Annotated in this window: 14 protein-coding genes; 12 read left to right on the forward strand and 2 right to left on the reverse strand. The window is 54.4% G+C overall.

The features are described from left to right. Nucleotides 1-18 precede the first annotated feature (18 nt). From ftsH to JSS75_00605, 8 genes are all read left to right on the forward strand, one after another. Entirely contained in the window at nucleotides 19-1932 is a 1914-nt protein-coding gene (gene ftsH, locus JSS75_00570) for an ATP-dependent zinc metalloprotease FtsH (GenBank protein MBS1902180.1), read from the forward strand. 181 nt (nucleotides 1933-2113) lie between these two features. Beyond that, nucleotides 2114-3139 carry an N-acetyl-gamma-glutamyl-phosphate reductase gene (locus tag JSS75_00575; protein ID MBS1902181.1) on the forward strand — a complete coding sequence of 342 codons (1026 nt, stop codon included), beginning with the start codon at nucleotides 2114-2116 and terminating at the stop codon, nucleotides 3137-3139. Between the two features lie 13 nt (nucleotides 3140-3152). Continuing rightward, nucleotides 3153-4361 (forward strand): bifunctional glutamate N-acetyltransferase/amino-acid acetyltransferase ArgJ, encoded by a 1209-nt coding sequence (argJ, locus tag JSS75_00580; GenBank protein MBS1902182.1) that lies wholly within the window; start codon nucleotides 3153-3155, stop codon nucleotides 4359-4361. 4 nt (nucleotides 4362-4365) lie between these two features. Next, nucleotides 4366-6276 carry an ornithine carbamoyltransferase gene (argF, locus tag JSS75_00585; GenBank protein MBS1902183.1) on the forward strand — a complete coding sequence of 637 codons (1911 nt, stop codon included), beginning with the start codon at nucleotides 4366-4368 and terminating at the stop codon, nucleotides 6274-6276. Beyond that, nucleotides 6194-6646, forward strand: coding sequence for an arginine repressor (locus JSS75_00590; protein ID MBS1902184.1), 453 nt, complete (start codon nucleotides 6194-6196; stop codon nucleotides 6644-6646). The genes argF and JSS75_00590 overlap by 83 nt, the downstream gene beginning before the upstream one ends. Nucleotides 6647-6671: 25 nt before the next feature. After that, entirely contained in the window at nucleotides 6672-7877 is a 1206-nt protein-coding gene (locus tag JSS75_00595) for an argininosuccinate synthase (GenBank protein MBS1902185.1), read from the forward strand. A gap of 3 nt (nucleotides 7878-7880) precedes the next feature. Beyond that, nucleotides 7881-9278, forward strand: coding sequence for an argininosuccinate lyase (argH, locus tag JSS75_00600; GenBank protein MBS1902186.1), 1398 nt, complete (start codon nucleotides 7881-7883; stop codon nucleotides 9276-9278). Then, nucleotides 9275-10444: an acetylornithine transaminase gene (locus JSS75_00605; protein ID MBS1902187.1), complete on the forward strand. Its 1170-nt coding sequence runs from the start codon at nucleotides 9275-9277 to the stop codon at nucleotides 10442-10444. Before argH ends, JSS75_00605 begins: the two co-directional genes overlap by 4 nt. A 68-nt stretch (nucleotides 10445-10512) precedes the next feature. On the opposite strand, the gene JSS75_00610 is transcribed toward JSS75_00605, so the two are convergent. Beyond that, complete coding sequence (locus tag JSS75_00610; GenBank protein ID MBS1902188.1) at nucleotides 10513-10896, reverse strand: cytochrome c; 384 nt, start codon at nucleotides 10894-10896, stop codon at nucleotides 10513-10515. A 325-nt stretch (nucleotides 10897-11221) separates the two neighbouring features. Here JSS75_00610 and JSS75_00615 point away from each other — a divergent pair, with 325 nt between their 5' ends. The 3 genes from JSS75_00615 to JSS75_00625 are packed head-to-tail and all read left to right on the forward strand — an operon-like array spanning nucleotide 11222 to nucleotide 14854. Further along, nucleotides 11222-11890 (forward strand): Crp/Fnr family transcriptional regulator, encoded by a 669-nt coding sequence (locus tag JSS75_00615; protein ID MBS1902189.1) that lies wholly within the window; start codon nucleotides 11222-11224, stop codon nucleotides 11888-11890. Further along, nucleotides 11850-12581 carry an iron-sulfur cluster repair di-iron protein gene (ric, locus tag JSS75_00620; GenBank protein ID MBS1902190.1) on the forward strand — a complete coding sequence of 244 codons (732 nt, stop codon included), beginning with the start codon at nucleotides 11850-11852 and terminating at the stop codon, nucleotides 12579-12581. Before JSS75_00615 ends, ric begins: the two co-directional genes overlap by 41 nt. A 44-nt stretch (nucleotides 12582-12625) precedes the next feature. Further along, nucleotides 12626-14854, forward strand: a complete 2229-nt coding sequence (locus JSS75_00625; protein MBS1902191.1) for a nitric-oxide reductase large subunit — start codon at nucleotides 12626-12628, stop codon at nucleotides 14852-14854. Here JSS75_00625 and JSS75_00630 read toward each other — a convergent pair whose 3' ends face one another. After that, the gene (locus JSS75_00630) at nucleotides 14855-15610 is read right to left on the reverse strand and encodes a YwiC-like family protein (protein ID MBS1902192.1); all 756 of its coding nucleotides are present in this window, start codon (nucleotides 15608-15610) and stop codon (nucleotides 14855-14857) included. It lies immediately after the preceding gene. A gap of 148 nt (nucleotides 15611-15758) precedes the next feature. On the opposite strand from JSS75_00630, the gene JSS75_00635 reads away from it, so the two are divergent. Continuing rightward, nucleotides 15759-18467, forward strand: a complete 2709-nt coding sequence (locus JSS75_00635; protein MBS1902193.1) for a bifunctional acetate--CoA ligase family protein/GNAT family N-acetyltransferase — start codon at nucleotides 15759-15761, stop codon at nucleotides 18465-18467. Nucleotides 18468-18588: the final 121 nt, after the last annotated feature.

Below are 18588 nucleotides of genomic sequence, written 5' to 3' on the forward strand. Positions count from 1 at the left end.
ACAGGTGCGTCGCTCATCATGCTCGTTGCCCGTGGTGGGAGCGACCCTGACGAGGTCGAGGTATCGAATACGTACTACCAAAAGCTTCTCGCCGACGGCAAGTTCGAATCGGGCACGATCGAGCAATACGATCAGAATGCATTCCGATTCCACGGTGTCTTCAAGCAGACCGAGTCTATCCCGGGGAAGGATAATACAGTTCTTCACACGAAGAAAATCGTCACCAATCTTATCCCTGAGACCATCGCAGAGCAGAATAAGGTCTGGATCGACAAAGGGCTCGTTATCAGAAAGGTAGATAGCAAGGGTACATGGGTAGATTCGCTGATCGCGATCCTCCCGTGGATCATTAGTTTCTATATCGTCTTCCTGATCATGCGCCGCATGCAGAACCAGGGAATGAACGGTCCGAAGGGCTTATTCTCGTTCGGCAAATCACGAGCGCGCATGTCGGATGAAAAGTCGCCGCGTGTGACATTCGTCGATGTGGCCGGTTGTGACGAGGCCAAAGTAGAGTTACAGGAGATTATCGAATTCCTAAAAGAGCCGGGTAAATTCCAGCGCCTCGGCGGTAAGATTCCGCGTGGTGTGCTGCTCCTCGGCCCTCCCGGAACAGGCAAGACCTTGCTTGCACGTGCCGTAGCCGGCGAAGCAGGTGTGCCGTTCCTTTCGATCTCAGGTGCTGATTTTGTCGAGATGTTCGTCGGCGTGGGCGCTTCGCGCGTTCGCGATCTGTTCGAGCAGGCAAAAAAGAATGCTCCGTGTATCGTGTTCATCGACGAGATCGATGCCGTTGGTCGTCATCGCGGTGCAGGGCTTGGTGGCGGACACGACGAGCGCGAGCAGACGCTCAATCAGTTGCTCGTTGAAATGGACGGGTTCGAACAAAATAGCGGCGTCATTATTGTCGCTGCCACGAATCGTCCCGATGTGCTCGATCCCGCATTGCTGCGCCCGGGCCGTTTTGATCGTCAGGTCGTTGTCGATCGTCCGGACATTCGAGGTCGCGAAGGTATCTTGAAAGTGCACACCAAGAAGGTGCCGCTTTCAAGCAACGTCGATTTACTGATTATCGCGAAAGGTACCCCCGGTTTTTCTGGTGCGGATCTTGCAAATCTCGTGAATGAGGCAGCGTTGTTGGCCGCACGTCATAATGCCGATCGTGTCTCGATGAACGATTTCGAGGATGCGAAGGACAAGGTGATGATGGGACTCGAACGCAAGTCGGCCGTCATCAACGAGGAAGAGAGGAAAGTTACGGCGTATCATGAGAGCGGACACGTCATCGTCGCAAAGAAGATGCCGGAGGCCGATCCGGTACATAAAGTGACGATCATCCCACGCGGTCGTGCGCTTGGCGTCACCAGCTATTTGCCGGTTGACGAAAAGCATACCTATTCGAGAGAATATCTCGAGTCGGTCATTGCATACGCACTGGGCGGTCGTGCGGCAGAAAAGATCGTGTTCAACCGCATCACCACCGGTGCCGGCAACGACATCGAACGTGCTACCGACCTTGCTCGCAAAATGGTGTGCGATTGGGGCATGAGCGAAAAGCTCGGGCCGTTGAAATACGGACGTGGCGAACACGAGGTATTCCTTGGTCGTGATATGTCGTCGGAGAAGACGTATTCCGATACGACCGGTCGTATTATCGACGAAGAGATCCGACGGATTGTCGAAGAAGGGATGCAACGTGCAGAGACGATTCTGCGCGAGGAGCATGCAATCCTTGACCGCATGGCGCAGGAATTGCTCATTCGTGAGACCCTGAATCAAGAAGAAATCGACCGGATCATGAACGGACACGAGCTCGCTCCGTATGAGAAAAAGGTCGAGCCGCAGAAACCGGAGAAGAAATTCACCATCGCAGACAATGTGAAGGTACCACCGCTCGGTGATCTTGGCGGGATTGCGCCGATGCCTGCATAAGAGTTTGCACCGCTTTTGTCTAAGAAGGCCCCGTTTCGGGGCCTTTTCTGCATCTATACCCCTCCTCCCCAGAATCCCACGGCAAACAAATGTCACTGGAATTGCGGAATAAAGCAATAACATGCGTATTTCTGCAAAATTATGCAACTTCTCGCAATTTTATGCGTTATCATTCCTACCAATGCAAACGACACCGGCCATCACTGTATCTGTCATCGGCGCGTCAGGCTATAGCGGCCTCGAACTCGTTCGAATCTTAGCCAGGCATCCGCAGGTACGGATCGGCTCGCTCATTGCTCAGTCAACGGTGGGCAAGAAGTTCAGCGACCTTTCCCTAGTCCCGGGCTTCGATGCACCGTTCGTTGCATTCACACCGGACGCTGTCGCCGGGAGCGATCTCGTGTTCGTTGCCTTGCCTTCGGGCGAGGCGCTCGACATCATTCCGACCCTCGTCGCCTCGGGTGCGAAGGTAATCGATCTCGGCGGCGACTTCCGTCTGCGTAACACAACTGAGTATTCGACCTTCTATAAGCGTGAGCATTCAGCTGTAGAATTGCTCGCAACGTCGGTATATGGATTGCCGGAGTGGAACAAGGCGGCGATTCGGAATGCCTCGTTCATTGCAAACCCCGGCTGTTATGCGACAAGCATCGCACTGCCGTTATTGCCGCTCGTAAAGGATACGCAGATTGCGAATTCGAACGTCATGATCAGCTCACTCAGCGGCGTCTCGGGGGCTGGCAAAAAGAGTGCGTTCGAATACAGCTTTACGGAGATCAACGATTCGGTGCAGGCGTATCGCACCGGCGGTACGCATCAACACATTCCGGAAGTGCGTCAGGCATTGCGCGAGATTGCCGGCGGAGACATCTCGTTTTCGTTTGTACCGCATCTTGCACCGATCACGCGCGGAATTCACACGACGATTATGGCGCCGCTCGCAAGTGGTGCGACAGCGGAGAGCGTTGCCGAGTCATTCGCCGCTGCCTATGCCGATGCGCCGTTCGTCTCGCTGATCGGCTCTGCGGCCCCGGCACTCAAGCGGGTACAACAGACGAACATGATCGAGATCGGCTGGAGTATCGATCGCGACGCGAATACGCTCGCAGTCTTTGCGACGATAGACAATTTGCTCAAGGGTGCTGCCGGACAAGCAGTGCAGAATATGAATATTATGTGCGGGTTCGACGAAACCACCGCGCTGTAATGGAAGGACAGGAATGATCACGGTTGTACACGATGAAGGGGTAACATTTGCGAAGGGCTTCGATGCCGGTGGAATCTATTGTGGTATTCGCAAAAAGAAGAAAGATCTGGCAATCATTCGCTCGGCGACGCCGGCAACGGTTGCCGCAGTGTTTACACAGAACCGCACGATCGCTGCCCCAGTCGTCGTCTCGAAACGTACATTTCTCAATGGCAAGCGATGCAGTGCGATCGTCGTCAATAGCGGGAATGCGAATGCATGTACCGGCGAGATCGGGATGGAGCACGCCGAACGGATGGTCAATGCGACGGCTGCGTCGCTTGGAATTGCGGCGAACGAGATCATCGTCGCTTCGACCGGCGTGATCGGACAATACCTTCCGATCGAGAAGATCGAACTCGGAATTCAGCAGCTATCGACACAGCTCTTCGCCAACGGCAGCAGCGATGCGGCAGAGGCAATCATGACTACCGATACGTTTGCAAAATCCTATGCTGTCCGCTTCGAGATCGGCGGCAAGGAAGTGCGCATCGGCGGCATTGCCAAAGGCTCGGGCATGATCGAGCCGAACATGGCCACCATGCTCGCATTTCTCACGACCGACGCCCAGATCGAGCAAGAACTGCTGCAGCGTGCATTTTATACCGCTGTCGGCCGGTCGTTCAATCGCATTAGCGTTGATGGCGATACGAGCACCAACGATATGGCAACCATCCTTGCCAATGGTGCGAGCGGCGCGCCGGCAATTGTTGCAGGGACACCGGAGTACGAACTGTTCAAGACCGCACTGACGCAGGTCACGACCGAACTCGCAAAAATGATCGCACGCGACGGCGAGGGAGCGACGAAGCTGATCGAGATCGAGGTTGCCGGTGCTGAATCGGAGGACGAAGCGCTCAAGGTAGCGCGTTCGGTTGCCAACTCGAATCTTGTGAAGACAGCGATCCACGGCGAAGACCCGAATTGGGGCCGCGTAATCGCTGCGATCGGATACTCCGGAGTCGACATCGATCCGCAGTTTGTCGAGCTCTCGCTCAATACGCATCCGGTGCTTCGCAGGCAGTATCAGATCGTGATCGACGAACCGGTCGTGCAAAAGAGTCTGAAATCGGCTGATGTGTTGCTCTCGATCGATCTCGGTCGCGGCTCGAAGACCGCTCGGTTCTGGACGTGCGACCTGACGCGCGACTACATTTCCATCAATGCAAGCTATCGCTCCTAAGACCATGACGAACGACAAGCACCTTTCGAAAGAAGAGACCCTGATCGAAGCGTTGCCGTATATCCAGCGCTACGAGGGGAAGACATTCGTTGTCAAGTACGGTGGTGCGGCGATGACCGATGCGAAAGTCCGCGAAGGCTTCGCGCGCGACGTGACATTACTCCAGAAGATCGGGATCCGTATTGTGCTCGTGCATGGTGGAGGTCCGGGCATTACCGAGCTCGAGCAACGTCTCGGTACGAAGTCCACGTTTGTCAACGGGCTCCGTTATACGGATACTGAGACGATGCGCTCGGTACTGATGTCGCTGGCGGGTTTGACGAACAAAGAACTGGTGCACCAGCTCATTCTCTGCGGTGCAAATGCACTCGGGCTTTCCGGTATCGATAGCGCACTACTCGTGGCAAAAAAACAACGCGCAAACGGGGCCGATCTTGGTCTCGTGGGGACGGTCAGCCATGTCAATACCACGATCATCGAAGATCTTCTTGCGAAGAAGATCATTCCGGTGATCGCTCCGGTGGCATACGGCACCGAAGGGGAAGTGCTGAATGTGAACGCCGATGAAGCAGCGGCAGCGATTGCTGGTGCACTCGGCGCGGAGAAGCTGTTCTTCATTAGCGATACGGACGGCGTGCTTGTCGGCGGCGAGCTGGTGCCGACGTTGACGCGCAGCCGCACGGAACAACTCATCAAGACCGGGGTAATCACCAAAGGAATGATCCCGAAGGTGCATTCCGGTTTTCACGCGCTCGATGCGGGTGTGAAGAAGGTGCACATCATCGGCGGATCGTCTCATTCATTGCTACTCGAGATATTCACGCATGAAGGCGTCGGGACGCAGATCATCAACGACGAATCTCCGGTCGGCCTCAAACAGGAGCCGATGCAGACAGGCGGGAAAGCGGCATCGCTGCTCGATTTCTCAAACCTGACACGTACGTCGGTTGAGCATCTCTTCGCGCTTGCCGATACGCTCCGTCTTCATCCCGAACTGAAGCCGCTCGCCGGTAAGAGTGTTGCAGTGCTGTTCCAGAAGCCGTCGCTTCGCACGAGAGTATCGTTCGAGGTCGGTGTTGCCGAACTTGGCGGAACTCCGGTCGTGCTTGGGAACGAGACGGTCGGACTGGGAAGCCGCGAAAGTGTGGCGGACGTTGCGCGTGTGCTCGAACGCTACTCCGATGCAATCGTCGCTCGTGTATTCGGCCATGAGATTCTTGAGGAGTTCGCCCAGGTTACGAATATTCCGATCGTCAATGCATTGAGCGATCTGCTGCATCCATGCCAAATTCTCGCAGATGCATACGCGCTCTACCGACACGGTAAGTTGCGCGATGGCGTCAAGATCGCGTTTATTGGCGATGGCAACAATGTTGCCAACTCATGGATCGAACTCGCTCAAATACTGCCGATCGACCTGGTGATCGCTTGTCCGACAGGCTATGAGCCCCCGATCGAACGGTTCATGCGCCCGGATGCGGTGGGGACTGTGACGGTAACGAACGATGCGATGATCGCTGCTGCAAACGCGGACGTCATCTATACCGATGTCTGGACCAGCATGGGGCAGGAAGAGGAATCCGCCAAGCGATTGCATGACTTCGCGGGCTTCGAGGTGAATACCACGATGCTTTCGGTCGCAAAACCGACCTGTGCGGTGATGCACTGCCTCCCCGCACATCGGGGAGAGGAAATCTCGGCAGAAGTGTTGGAATCTCCGAATTCAATTGTCTTTGATCAGGCCGAATGCCGACTGCATATCCAAAAAGCAGTGCTGGCATGGCTGCTGGCCCCGAACACTGGCACGGTCAATGGCGCAACACGGCAGCATCATGAGCAAGCAACGCAGACAGTTTCTCATCAAGGAGATCATCTCTCGGTCGGTCATCGCACATCAGGAGGATCTGCTCGCTGAACTGCGCACGAGTGGCGAAGACGTCAATCAGGCGACGCTTTCGCGTGACCTGCGGGATCTCGGGGTAAATCGCATTCACACACCCGAGGGACCGCGATATGTGCTCTCGGACGAAGTTCATTCGTCGCATCTTCGAGCGATGATCTCCTACGAGATCACGAACATTGTGGCCAACGAGAGCATGGTCGTGGTCAAAACCCTTGCCGGCAGGGCGCAAGGAGTCGCCGAACAGATCGATCACTTGAAACTGTCGAATGTTCTTGCGACGCTTGCCGGGGATAATACCATTTTTATCGCACCTGTTTCGGTCGCCGACACCAAGGCGCTCGAACAGCAACTAAAAGCACTCATTACAGAGAATACGGAATAGAACCATGAGCTACGGACTCGACTCGATCAAAAATCAAAAGATCGCATTGGCATTCAGCGGCGGACTCGATACATCGGTCATGATGCGCTGGCTACAGGAGAATTTCAATGCAGAGATCGTCACCGTCACCGGCGATCTCGGACAAGAAAAGGAACTCGTCGGAGTCCGGGAAAAAGCATTCGAGCTTGGAGCAAAGGCTGCCTACTTCGTCGACCTCACCCAAGAGTTTGTCACCGATTTCGTCTGGCATTCGCTCAAGGCCGGAGCCTTATACGAGGGTATTTATCCGATGGGCACGGCGCTCGGGCGTCCGCTCCTTGCGAAGGCGCTTGTCGATGCGGCTCGCAAAGAAGGATGTACGGTCGTTGCGCACGGATGCACAGGAAAAGGAAACGATCAGGTTCGTTTCGAAGCCGGCGTTGCTGCGCTTGCACCGGATCTTCAGGTGATCGCCCCGGTTCGTCACTGGGAGTTCAAGTCGCGCGAGCAGGAGATCGAGTACTGTGTTGCACGTGGCATCAAGGTCAACGCAACGAAGGCAAGTCCGTATTCGATCGATGAGAATATTTGGGGGACGAGCATTGAGTGCGGCGTTCTCGAGGATCCGACGGTCGCTCCGCCGGAGGATGCATACCAGCGCACCGTTTCTCCGCAGGCTGCGCCCGACTCACCGGAGAGCGTTACGATTGCGTTTGAAAACGGCATCCCTGTCGAAGTCAATTTCAAAAAGCTCGGCGGAGTCGATGTGCTCAAGACACTCAACGTCATTGCCGGCCGCAATGCGATCGGTCGTATCGATCTGATCGAGAATCGTCTCGTCGGCATCAAGTCGCGCGAAGTGTACGAGGCTCCGGCAGCATTTGTGCTGCAGGCAGCACTCACCGAGTTGGAGCGTCTGACGCTCGACCGCTACACCGTGCGCATCAAGCATCAGCTTGCAAGCCAATATGCAGACCTTGTGTATAACGGCTTGTGGTACACCCCGGCCCGCGCGGCGATCGATGCGTTTAACGATGAGGTTGCGAAACGCCTCAGCGGCGAGGTCACACTTTCGCTCTACAAAGGAAACATGAACGTACTTTCTCGTACGTCGCAATTCTCGCTCTACGACCAGGCATTGGCTTCGTACACGGAAGAAGATACCTACGATCATCGTGCCGGCGAAGGCTTCTCGAAAGTGCATTCGCTGCCGTTGAAGGTGATGGGTGCTACACAAGGGTACCTCGTCTGAGGCATGGCTGCAACCGACACGGCATTGTGGGGCGGCAGATTCTCCGAGCAACTCTCTTCGCTCTCCGCTCGATTCTCGAACTCGCTCTCGAGCGATCTGACCTTTGTCCAGGATGACATTCAAGGTTCGATCGCTCATGCAACGATGCTTGGCGAATGCGGCGTGATCTCAAAAGAAGAGGCACGATTGATCGTTGTCGCCTTGGGCGAGATCGCCCATGAGATCACTGCAAACGGAGCTCCGCCGGAAATTGAGTGCGAAGACGTTCACTCGCTTGTCGAGATGATGCTTGTACGCAAAGTCGGGGATGTCGGAAAAAAACTCCATACGGCCCGCAGTCGCAACGATCAGGTTGCGCTCGACGAACGCTTGTATTTGAAGCGTACGGTGTCGGCGCTTCGCATCGCAATCGAAGATGCTATTCGTGCAATCGTATCGAAAGCCGAGTCGTCGATCGGGATTCTCATGCCGGGATATACACATCTGCAACACGCCCAGCCGGTGTTGCTTGCGCATCATATCCTGGCATACGTTTCGATGTTCGATCGCGATGTTGAGCGCTTGACCGACGCCCTCTCTCGTTCGGATGTGTCTCCGCTCGGTTCTGCCGCATTCAGCGGGACGTCGTGGCCGATCGATCGGGAGGCAGTGGCGCAACATCTTGGCTTTTCCGGGATTACCGAGAATAGTATCGATTCCGTGAGCGATCGCGATCATGTGATCGAAGTAATCTCGGATTGTGCGATCATCATGATGCATCTGAGTCGCTTCGCCGAAGAATGCGTATTGTGGAGTTCGTCGGAGTTCAACTTCGTCCGCTTCCCCGATACGCTTACAACCGGCAGCAGCATCATGCCGCAAAAGCGCAACCCGGATATGGCCGAGCTGATTCGTGGCAAGACCGGTATCGTGTACGGTGCACTGATGAATATTCTGACCACGATGAAGGCGCTACCGCTCGCGTATAACCGAGATATGCAGACCGATAAGCAGCCGCTATTCGACGCACTGGGTACGACAACCGACTGCGTGAAGATGGCCACAGAACTCATCGACGGCGCAGTCTTTAATGCGGATGCGATGCGAGCCCAGCTCGCGGCAGGTTTCCTGACGGCGACCGAGTTAGCCGATTATCTTGCGGCAAAGGGTGTGCCGTTCAGAACGGCGCATGAAATCACCGGATTGGTTGTCGCACATTGTGAGCGCAGCGGGCATCAATTGCATGAAGTGCCGCTGAAAACACTCCAGACATTTTCAACTGTGATCGAGGCCGATGTATTCGACGCCCTGGATCCTGTTCGCTCGATCGAGCGCAAACGCTCGACGGGCAGTACATCAACGATTGAAGTTCAAACACAAATAGCCCTGTGGAAAGCACGTTACTCGCAGATACCGTCATGACCGACGCGTCGCTCGCCGAACGCGAATCGGCCGCATTATTTCATACATACGATCGTCTGGCCATTGGTGCGGTGACACACACCGAAGGCTGTACGATCTATACCGAAAAGGGTGCATATCTCGATCTCATTTCGGGGCTTGGGGTGAATGCGTTGGGATATTCCCACCCGGGAGTGATCCGAGCCATCGAAGAACAGGCTCACAAGTATTTGCACTTGTCGAACCTGTATCTACAAGAGCCGCAGATCGTTCTCGCAGAAAAGATCAAGAAGCTATCAGGATACGATAAAGTCTTTTTCTGTAACAGTGGTACCGAAGCGGTCGAGGGTGCGATTAAACTTGCCAGGAAGTTCGGCGCACCGGCAGGGAAGTATGAAGTCTTCGGTCTGGAGAATGCTTTCCATGGCCGCACGTATGGCGCGCTCTCGCTCATGGACAAGCTGAAGTATCGCGAAGGCTTTTCTCCGCTTGTCGAAGGGATTCGTTGTACTTCCCCGGATGCTCTCGAGTCTGTTGTAAGCGAACGGACGGCGGCGATCATTCTTGAAGTGATCCAAGGAGAGGGCGGGATTAAGGTTGTCTCTGCCCAGACCGTCGCGCTGCTGAAGACGCTACAGGAACGCTATGGTGTGCTCATTATCGCCGACGAGATCCAGAGCGGTATCGGCCGCACCGGGACGTTCTTTGCGTTCGAGAAGCTCGGATTGAAACCAGATATCATCGTCTCGGCCAAAGCCGTGGGTGGTGGGCTTCCGCTCGGTGCGATTATTTCGACCGATCGTGTTGCCGCAGCATTTACGCCGGGCGTACACGGTACGACATTCGGTGGGAATGCACTGTCATGTGTCGCCGGCGCCGTAGTTCTCGAGGAGATTGAGAACGGCTTGATGGATCGTATCAACGAACTATCGTCGTGGTTCTTCGGGCGACTCAATGAGCTCAAAGCACGCTTCCCGAAGACCATCGGCGAAGTGCGAGGCGCAGGGTTGATGATCGGCATCGAATGTGTGATCGATCCAAAGCCGATTCACAAAGCACTACTCGATCGCGGTATTATTACGAATGTGACAGCGACGAATGTAATTCGCTTACTACCACCGTTGGTGGTCACAAAGGAAGAGTTGGAATCCTTCCTCGAAGCATTTGAAGCAGTCGTGGAGCAGTAATTGACTCCGGCCAGAAATACAGAAGGACAGCCGATGGCTGCCTTCTGTATTTCAGCACTGGTCTTCTGCTACTTTGCCAGTGACCGTACGTAGGCAAGCAAGGCGTTAATTTCGTCTTCTTTGAGCTGTGGTTGCGCCGGCATACCCGGGTAACCGAATTGCGCTCCGCCCTTCTTGATCGTATGCCCGATCCGATCGTCGGTAAGCTTACTCATATATGCTCCGTTTGTATGGTCGCGGGGCTTCGGATTCAGGTTTGCTGCGGCAGGGCCGTCGCCTTTTCCGGTTTGACCGTGATACGGTGCGCACGTTGTGATATATAATTGATGCCCCTGCTCGAGCGTTGCCGGGTTCGCTTTGTATACAACCTCCGCAATACCCGCGTCGTCCTTCTTTAGCTCGTCCGAGTTCGAGTCGGATTTCCCGCCATAACTCGAGAGAGTCAAGAGCAACGCAAACGATGCGACGATCGATGCAACACTATCCGAATGAAGCCGCCTGGGATTAGGATATACGCAGTATTCGAGACAACAGAAGCTGCTTAGCTATGTGGACGGTGGATGTTAACTGATTGATAATAGGCGCGTTGGGTCTGGCTGTGCACAGTAATCTGTACCCGTAGTAACTCGAACAAATGTTCGTAGCTACGCTTTCAAACCAATTAATCACGGAGGGTGGATGTTGTCGCATCCTGATCGGAAGATCGTGCGGTTGTCGTATGACATACGTCATAATGATTGAGCATAGGATCTGGATATTTTTGTATCGAGAGCAACGATGAATGAACTGTATTCGGAGGAGCTCTTACGACGATACGGTGCAACGCTCATTCGGTTGAATAAGAATGAGATAATATTTGGACAGGGAGAACGGGCGGAGCACTTCTACGTCGTATGCAGCGGTAAAGTGAAGATGTCGCATTTTAGCGACGAAGGGCGAGAGTTTGTGCAGGGGTACTTCACTGCAGGCCAAAGTTTCGGCGAACCGCCGCTGCTTGCCTCGATGAACTACCCGGCGACGGCACTCGCCGTCGAAGAATCGACTGTCTATTCGTTACCGCAACCGGCGTTCCTTGAGATGCTCCGAGACAACTTCGACGTACACTATGCCCTGCTTGAAACGCTCGGCAAACGCCTGATGTACAAGTCGATGATGCTCAGCGAAGTAGCCGTCGAAGAGGCCGAGCACCGCCTGAAGTCGCTCATGGCGTACTTCAAACGCTCGCGCGGTCTTGGCCGGCAGGACGAGTTCGTCGTTCCGTTCACACGGCAGCAACTTGCCGACATGACCGGACTTCGCGTCGAAACCGTGATCCGCACGATCAAGCATATGGAGCAGGAAGGGCAGCTGGAGATCATTGAAGGGAAAATATTCTGGACACCCAAACGATCGAAGACTGGAGCCCATGATGGAAACAACGAATCGAACACTCCGCGAACTCGTTAGCGACAATCCCAACGCTGCGAAGATATTCGAACACTATGGTCTGGATTTCTGCTGTCATGGCGCCGAATCGTTGCGCACGGCATGTCAGAGCAAAGGTGTCGATGTGCACGAAGTCTCACAAGAACTGGAGTCGCTGCCGAACGATCTATCGGCGAATCGGTATTACCAATGGGATCTGGGATTTCTGGTCGATTACATCTTCAATAATCACCACCGCTATATTCGCTCGAACACGCCGCTATTGCGAGGGCATTTGTCGAAGGTCGTGCAGGTTCATGGCACTCGGCATCCCGAATTGATCTGTGCCGCAGAGATATTTGACGCAGCAAGTGCTGAACTCGATCAGCATCTGCTGAAGGAAGAAGTAATGATCTTCCCGTACATCCGTCAACTTGTTTATGCGCAGGCAAACAACCAGATCGTCCCCCGAACGCCGTTCGGCTCGGTATCGAACCCGATTGCTGTGATGATGAGCGAGCACGACGCGGCGGGCGACGCATTCGCGCAGATTCGCGAACTCCTTGACGAGTACGAACCACCGACGGATGCGTGTGAAACGCTCCGCCTCACATACCATGAGCTCGAAGAGTTCGAGCATGACTTGCACATGCATGTGTTTCTTGAAAACGCCGTGCTATTCCCTCGCGCACTAAAGCTTGAGACCGAAGTGTTAAATAATATGGGTCACTAATTATATAGTGGCCCTGAACGTGTTTACCACCCACACATCCTACAATGAAGCGCCTTTGGATTGCATTTACTGCTGTGATTGTCTGTTCGTTCGCAGTATTACTTTGGGTTGGAACTCGAATCTATCAACAAGCACCGCCCATTCCGAAACGAGTAGTCACGACTGACGGAACGGTCGTTATCCCGGATGATGCCATCGAACGAGGACAAAATGTATGGCAGTCGATCGGAGGAATGGAAGTTGGCTCCGTATGGGGGCACGGCAGTTACGTCGCGCCGGACTGGACTGCGGATTGGTTGCATCGAGAAGCCACATCGATCCTGAATCAATGGGCGAGTGCGGATTCGTCGAAGGTGTTGTACGATCAACTGCCGCCTGAGCGCCAAGCCGCACTCCGTGAGCGGCTCCAGGGGATGATCCGTGTAAACACGTTCGATGCGTCGCGGGAAGCGATTGTTGTCTCGAAGGAGCGTGCATACGCAATCGATGGGAATCTGAATTATTACGCAGACCTGTTCTCTCATGGCAACGATGCGTACGCAATACCGCGCGGTGCGCTTACCGATAGTATCAAGCTGCGCGAGTTGGGTGCCTTCTTCTTCTGGAGTGCGTGGGCTGCAACGACGAACCGTCCGAACGACAACATCACATACACCAGCAACTGGCCGCATGAAGAACTTGTAGGAAACAAGCCGAGTGGCGATGCGATCGTCTGGACCGGCGTCAGTATTCTCATGCTCCTTGCCGGAGTCGGAGCGATGGCATGGTTCTATGCGACAAAACAGCGTCATGCTCCGGACGATGCCGACACGCCAGAGTACGATCCGTTGCTTGGCTATCAGCCAACTCCATCGCAGCGTGCGACTGTGAAATACTTTTGGATCGTGTCGTTGCTCGTGTTGCTTCAGATACTCATGGGGGTAATTACTGCCCATTATGGAGTCGAGGGTTCTGCGTTTTATGGGATACCACTGGCGCAGATTATCCCGTATAGCATCGCCAGAACATGGCACACACAGCTTGGTATTTTCTGGATCGCGACTGCCTGGCTCGCGGCGGGCCTCTATATTGCGCCTGCCGTAAGTGGATTCGAGCCGAAAGGACAACGGCTTGGGGTGAATGTTCTATTCGGTGCGCTGCTCGTTGTTGTTCTTGGTTCGATGGCTGGCGAGTATGCCAGTGTTCACCAGTTGTTGCCTGCTTCACTGTGGTTCTTATTCGGTCACAGCGGCTATGAGTATATCGATCTCGGACGTGCATTCCAGCTTGCACTCTTCGTTGGTCTTCTCCTGTGGTTATGGCTTGTGGCACGAGCGATCATGCCGGCGCTACGTCGAAAAGATGCGCAACGGCCCATCCTCGTGCTGTTTCTCATATCGGCGATTGCGATCGCCGGATTCTATGCGTCGGCACTTGCGTACGGGAAGCATACAAATCTTGCAATTGCCGAGTACTGGCGGTGGTGGGTTGTGCATCTCTGGGTCGAAGGATTCTTCGAGGTATTCGCCACTGTCGTCATTTCATTCCTCTTTGCCAGAATGAAATTGATCCGTGTCGAGAGCGCATCTTCTGCAACACTGCTTGGAAGTACGATCTTCCTTTCCGGTGGTATCATCGGAACATTGCACCATCTGTATTTCAGTGGTACGCCGACACTTGTCTTGTCGCTTGGCGCTGTGTTCAGTGCGCTGGAGGTTGTACCGCTGACATTTGTTGCATTCGAAGCCTGGGAAAACCTGAAGCTGGTCGAAGCGAAGCCCTGGATCAGACAGTATCGGTGGCCGATCTATTTCTTTGTTGCGGTCGCATTCTGGAATTTGGTTGGTGCCGGACTCTTCGGGTTTATGATTAACCCACCCATCGCCCTGTACTATATGCAGGGATTGAACACCACACCCGTCCACGGACATGCCGCGTTGTTTGGCGTGTATGGAATGCTGGGCATCGGGTTGATGCTCTTCTGCCTGCGTGCGCTGAAGCCGGGCCGCGAATGGAACGAGACATTGGTAAAATGGTCGTTCTGGATGATTAACTTCGGACTGATGACCATGATCTTGCTCAGTCTATTGCCCGTTGGGCTGCGTCAGACCTGGGCATCGGTCGAACGCGGATATTGGTATGCCCGCAGTGCGGAGTTTATGCAGACGGACCTGATGTCAACGCTCCGATGGCTGCGTGTGCCTGGCGATACGATCTTTGCAATCGGTGCATGCGCGTTGGTGGCGTTTGTTGTCGGACTCGGAACGGGCTTCTCGTATAAGAAGTCGAACTGATTATCTGATTACGATCGTAAGTCCGAGCGCAAGCAAAGCGACGATCGTTTCCTGAATGCCGATATACTTGATCGGTAATCGCGTATATCGTTCTCGTGTAAACACGATCAGTACGAAACGAACGAGAGGCACGAGCATACACCACACTGCCGAGATCGGCAGCAGTTGCGAACGAACAAGAATCGACACGATTGCGAACGCGATTCCGTGATAGAGGAGTGCATTTCGCATTGCGCCGGATTCGGAAAGCCGTATGGCGACGCAATAGATCGATGTGCAAAAGAAGAGGGTCGCAAATATCCAAACAAGAAACAGTGCTGTGAGCGATGCTGCCGAGCCGGAGGCGAGCATCGTCATCGGAGTAAGGAGCGTCAGGCCGGCAAAGCCGACGAATGATCGAGCGATCGCGCTGCGTTTGTTGCGCAGCATGACAAAGTAGAGTGCACCGATCACCGTGAGTGGGACGACGCACATCGCAACGCTAGGGGTGCGGGCAATCATTGCCGTCCCGCTGACCGCACCCAGAAGTGCAAGTGTGAGCGCTGCGGTGCTCGCGAATGGGTTCGACCCGCGTTTCGGACGAGAAAATTGTTTGAAGGGATCCTGCAGAAGAAAGATCGATAGAGCGGAGGTTAGGGCCAGCGCGGAACCGGCAGTATCGGTTGGATGCGTGTAGAGTACACCGAATACCCAAGAGGCGATGAGCACAACATAGGCGCCATGTTCTCTTGGGATGCGGTAACGAACGGTGGTCATAGATGCTGGGCTGGAACGCGCGTTCTTTATCGATTGATTCCGTTCTTAGGCACGGCGATTCACGTCTTCGTAATTTTGTAACGCCCTTGAACACCGGTCAGACTCCACCCTGACCCCATAGCGGCTACGCCGCGCATATCATATTCGAATGGAACCACGACAAGTTGTCACTTCACCGCTCGAGGCCATCCTCAATCCTCGAACGGTAGCGGTCATTGGTGCGACGAATAAACCCGGGACGGTTGGACGGACTGTGCTCTGGAATTTGCTCAACGATCAATTTCATGGTACCGTATTCCCGGTCAATCCGCGGCAATCGAACGTCTTAGGTATCAAGGCGTACCCAACGGTCGCTGCGATCGGCGAGCCGGTCGATCTTGCAGTGATCATTACCCCGGCAGCCGCCGTCCCGCAGATCGTCGGCGAGTGTGCCGCGTCGGGAGTGAAAGGATGCGTCATCATCTCGGGAGGCTTCAAGGAGGTTGGGCCTGCCGGCGAAGCGTTGGAACGTGAGATCCTTGAACGTGTAAGTGATTCGGGGATGCGCATTGTGGGGCCGAACTGCTTCGGTGTGATGAACCCATTGATCGGTCTCAATGCGACGTTCGCTGCAGGAATTGCACGAGCGGGGAATGTCGGGTTCATTACGCAATCCGGTGCGCTTGGTGCGGCAGTATTGGATTGGAGTTTCCGTGAGAATGTCGGGTACAGTTCATTCGTATCTGTCGGCTCGATGCTCGATGTCGATTGGTCCGATCTAATCAATTACTTCGGCAACGATCCGCATACGGAAAGTATTGTGGTGTATATGGAGTCGATCGGTAATGCGCGGTCGTTCATGTCCGCCGCCAGATCAGTAACGCACCGCAAGCCGATCATCGTTATTAAGCCCGGTCGTACGGAGGCAGCTTCGCGGGCAGCAGCGTCTCATACGGGCTCTCTCTCTGGGAGTGACGATGTGCTCGATGCTGCATTCCGTCGTTGTGGCGTTGTTCGCGTCGCGGAGATATCGGATCTATTTCATCTCTCGGAAGTGCTTGCCAAACAACCGAGACCGCAAGGGCCACGTTTGACGATCCTCACCAATGCCGGTGGCCCGGGAGTATTGGCAACCGATGCGCTCGTCGCAAGCGGTGGAGTACTTGCAGAACTATCGGAGTTTACGCGCGCCAAACTCGACGCGATATTGCCGCCGCATTGGAGCCACGCGAACCCGATCGATATTCTCGGCGATGCAAGCGCCGAACGGTACTCCGAAGTTCTTAGTATCATCGCCAATGACCCTGCAAGCGACGGGCTGCTTGTGATCGTTGCTCCGCAGGCAATGATCGAACCGACCGATATTGCCGAACGGCTGAAACCGTATGCGCGCATTAATGGAAAGCCGGTGCTCGCGTGTTGGATGGGGGGACGCCACGTCGAGCCGGGGATCGAAGTGCTCAACCGCGCGAACATACCGACATTCGGATATCCGGACGAAGCGGCACGAATGTTCACGATGATGTGGCGCTATAGCGATAATCTTCGAGCGCTCTATGAAACACCGACGCGTGTCCGAACCAACGAGGAGGCCGAGCGATCAGCTCATGAACATGCATCTAGAATGCTCTCGACCATTCGTGCGTCGGGAAGAGAGCTGTTGAGCGAGTATGAATCGAAACAGTTACTCGTACTCTATGACATCCCTGTCGTCAAGACTGAGATCGCGACGACAGTGGAACAAGCCGTAGACGCAGCGCACTCAATCGGGTATCCTGTCGTACTCAAACTTCATTCACATGTCATCACGCATAAGACAGATGTCGGAGGGGTCCGGCTCAATCTCGAGAGTGCCGATGCAGTGCGGCGCGCGTTCGTAGATATTCGCACAGCAGTCTCCGAACATTCCGGCAATTCGGCATTTGCGGGAGTGACAGTACAACCGATGATTCGCAACAACGGCTACGAACTGATCGTCGGAAGTACGACCGATGCTCAATTCGGCCCGGTGTTGTTATTCGGTACCGGAGGGCAGTTGGTGGAAGTATTTAAGGATCGCTCGCTCGCATTGCCACCGCTCAATACGACACTTGCTCGACTCATGATGGAGCGAACGAAGATCTACGACGCGTTGAAGGGAGTTCGAGGACGAACAAGCGTCGATCTGCAGGTGATCGAAGAACTACTGGTGCGCTTTTCCTATCTTGTTACAGAGCAGACGACGATCAAAGAAATCGATATTAATCCATTACTTGTATCTGCCGACGGACTTCTTGCCTTGGATGCTCGTGTCGTGCTTCATGGACCGAGTATCAATCTGACTACGATACCTCCGACGGCGATTCGTCCGTATCCCTCGGAGTATATATCGCACTGGATTACAGACGACGGGCAGGATATCGTCTTCCGTCCGATCCGTCCGGAAGACGAACTGGCGATGGTTGAGTTTCATGCATCGTTATCGGATCGCTCGGTCGTGCAGCGGTTCTTGCAGCCGATGAACTTGCGCGACCGCGTTGCCCACGAACGACTCTCGAAGATATGCTTTCCTGATTATGACCTGGAAATGCCACTCATTGCATGCCGCCATGATGGAAGAACCGGGACCGAGACGATCATGTGCGTTGCTCGAATGAGTAAGTCGCCTGACGGCAGGAGTGCGGAGATTCATCTTATTGTCGGAGATCCATTTCAACATCAAGGTATTGGTGGTGAAGCATTGAGTCGGCTTACGTCGATTGCGAAGAACGAGAACATTCGACGCCTGTATGGTTATTTGACGGCCGGCAGCACCGTGCTCGAAGGACAGTGTCAAGCGCTCGGATTCGATGTCTCTGCCGAACCCGATGGGGATATTCTGGTTACTCGTATGCTGTGATTGGTTGGCAGGAATCGTCGAATATCATATTGGTAACGAGCGAAGATGCGACGAGATTGAACTTTTCATATTCTTGCGAAGTTGTTTTCGCCGACGAACTACATGAAGCAATTCTTGCATA

The organism is Bacteroidota bacterium (genome assembly GCA_018266755.1).
GTDB lineage: Bacteria > Bacteroidota > Ignavibacteria > Palsa-1295 > Palsa-1295 > JAFDZW01.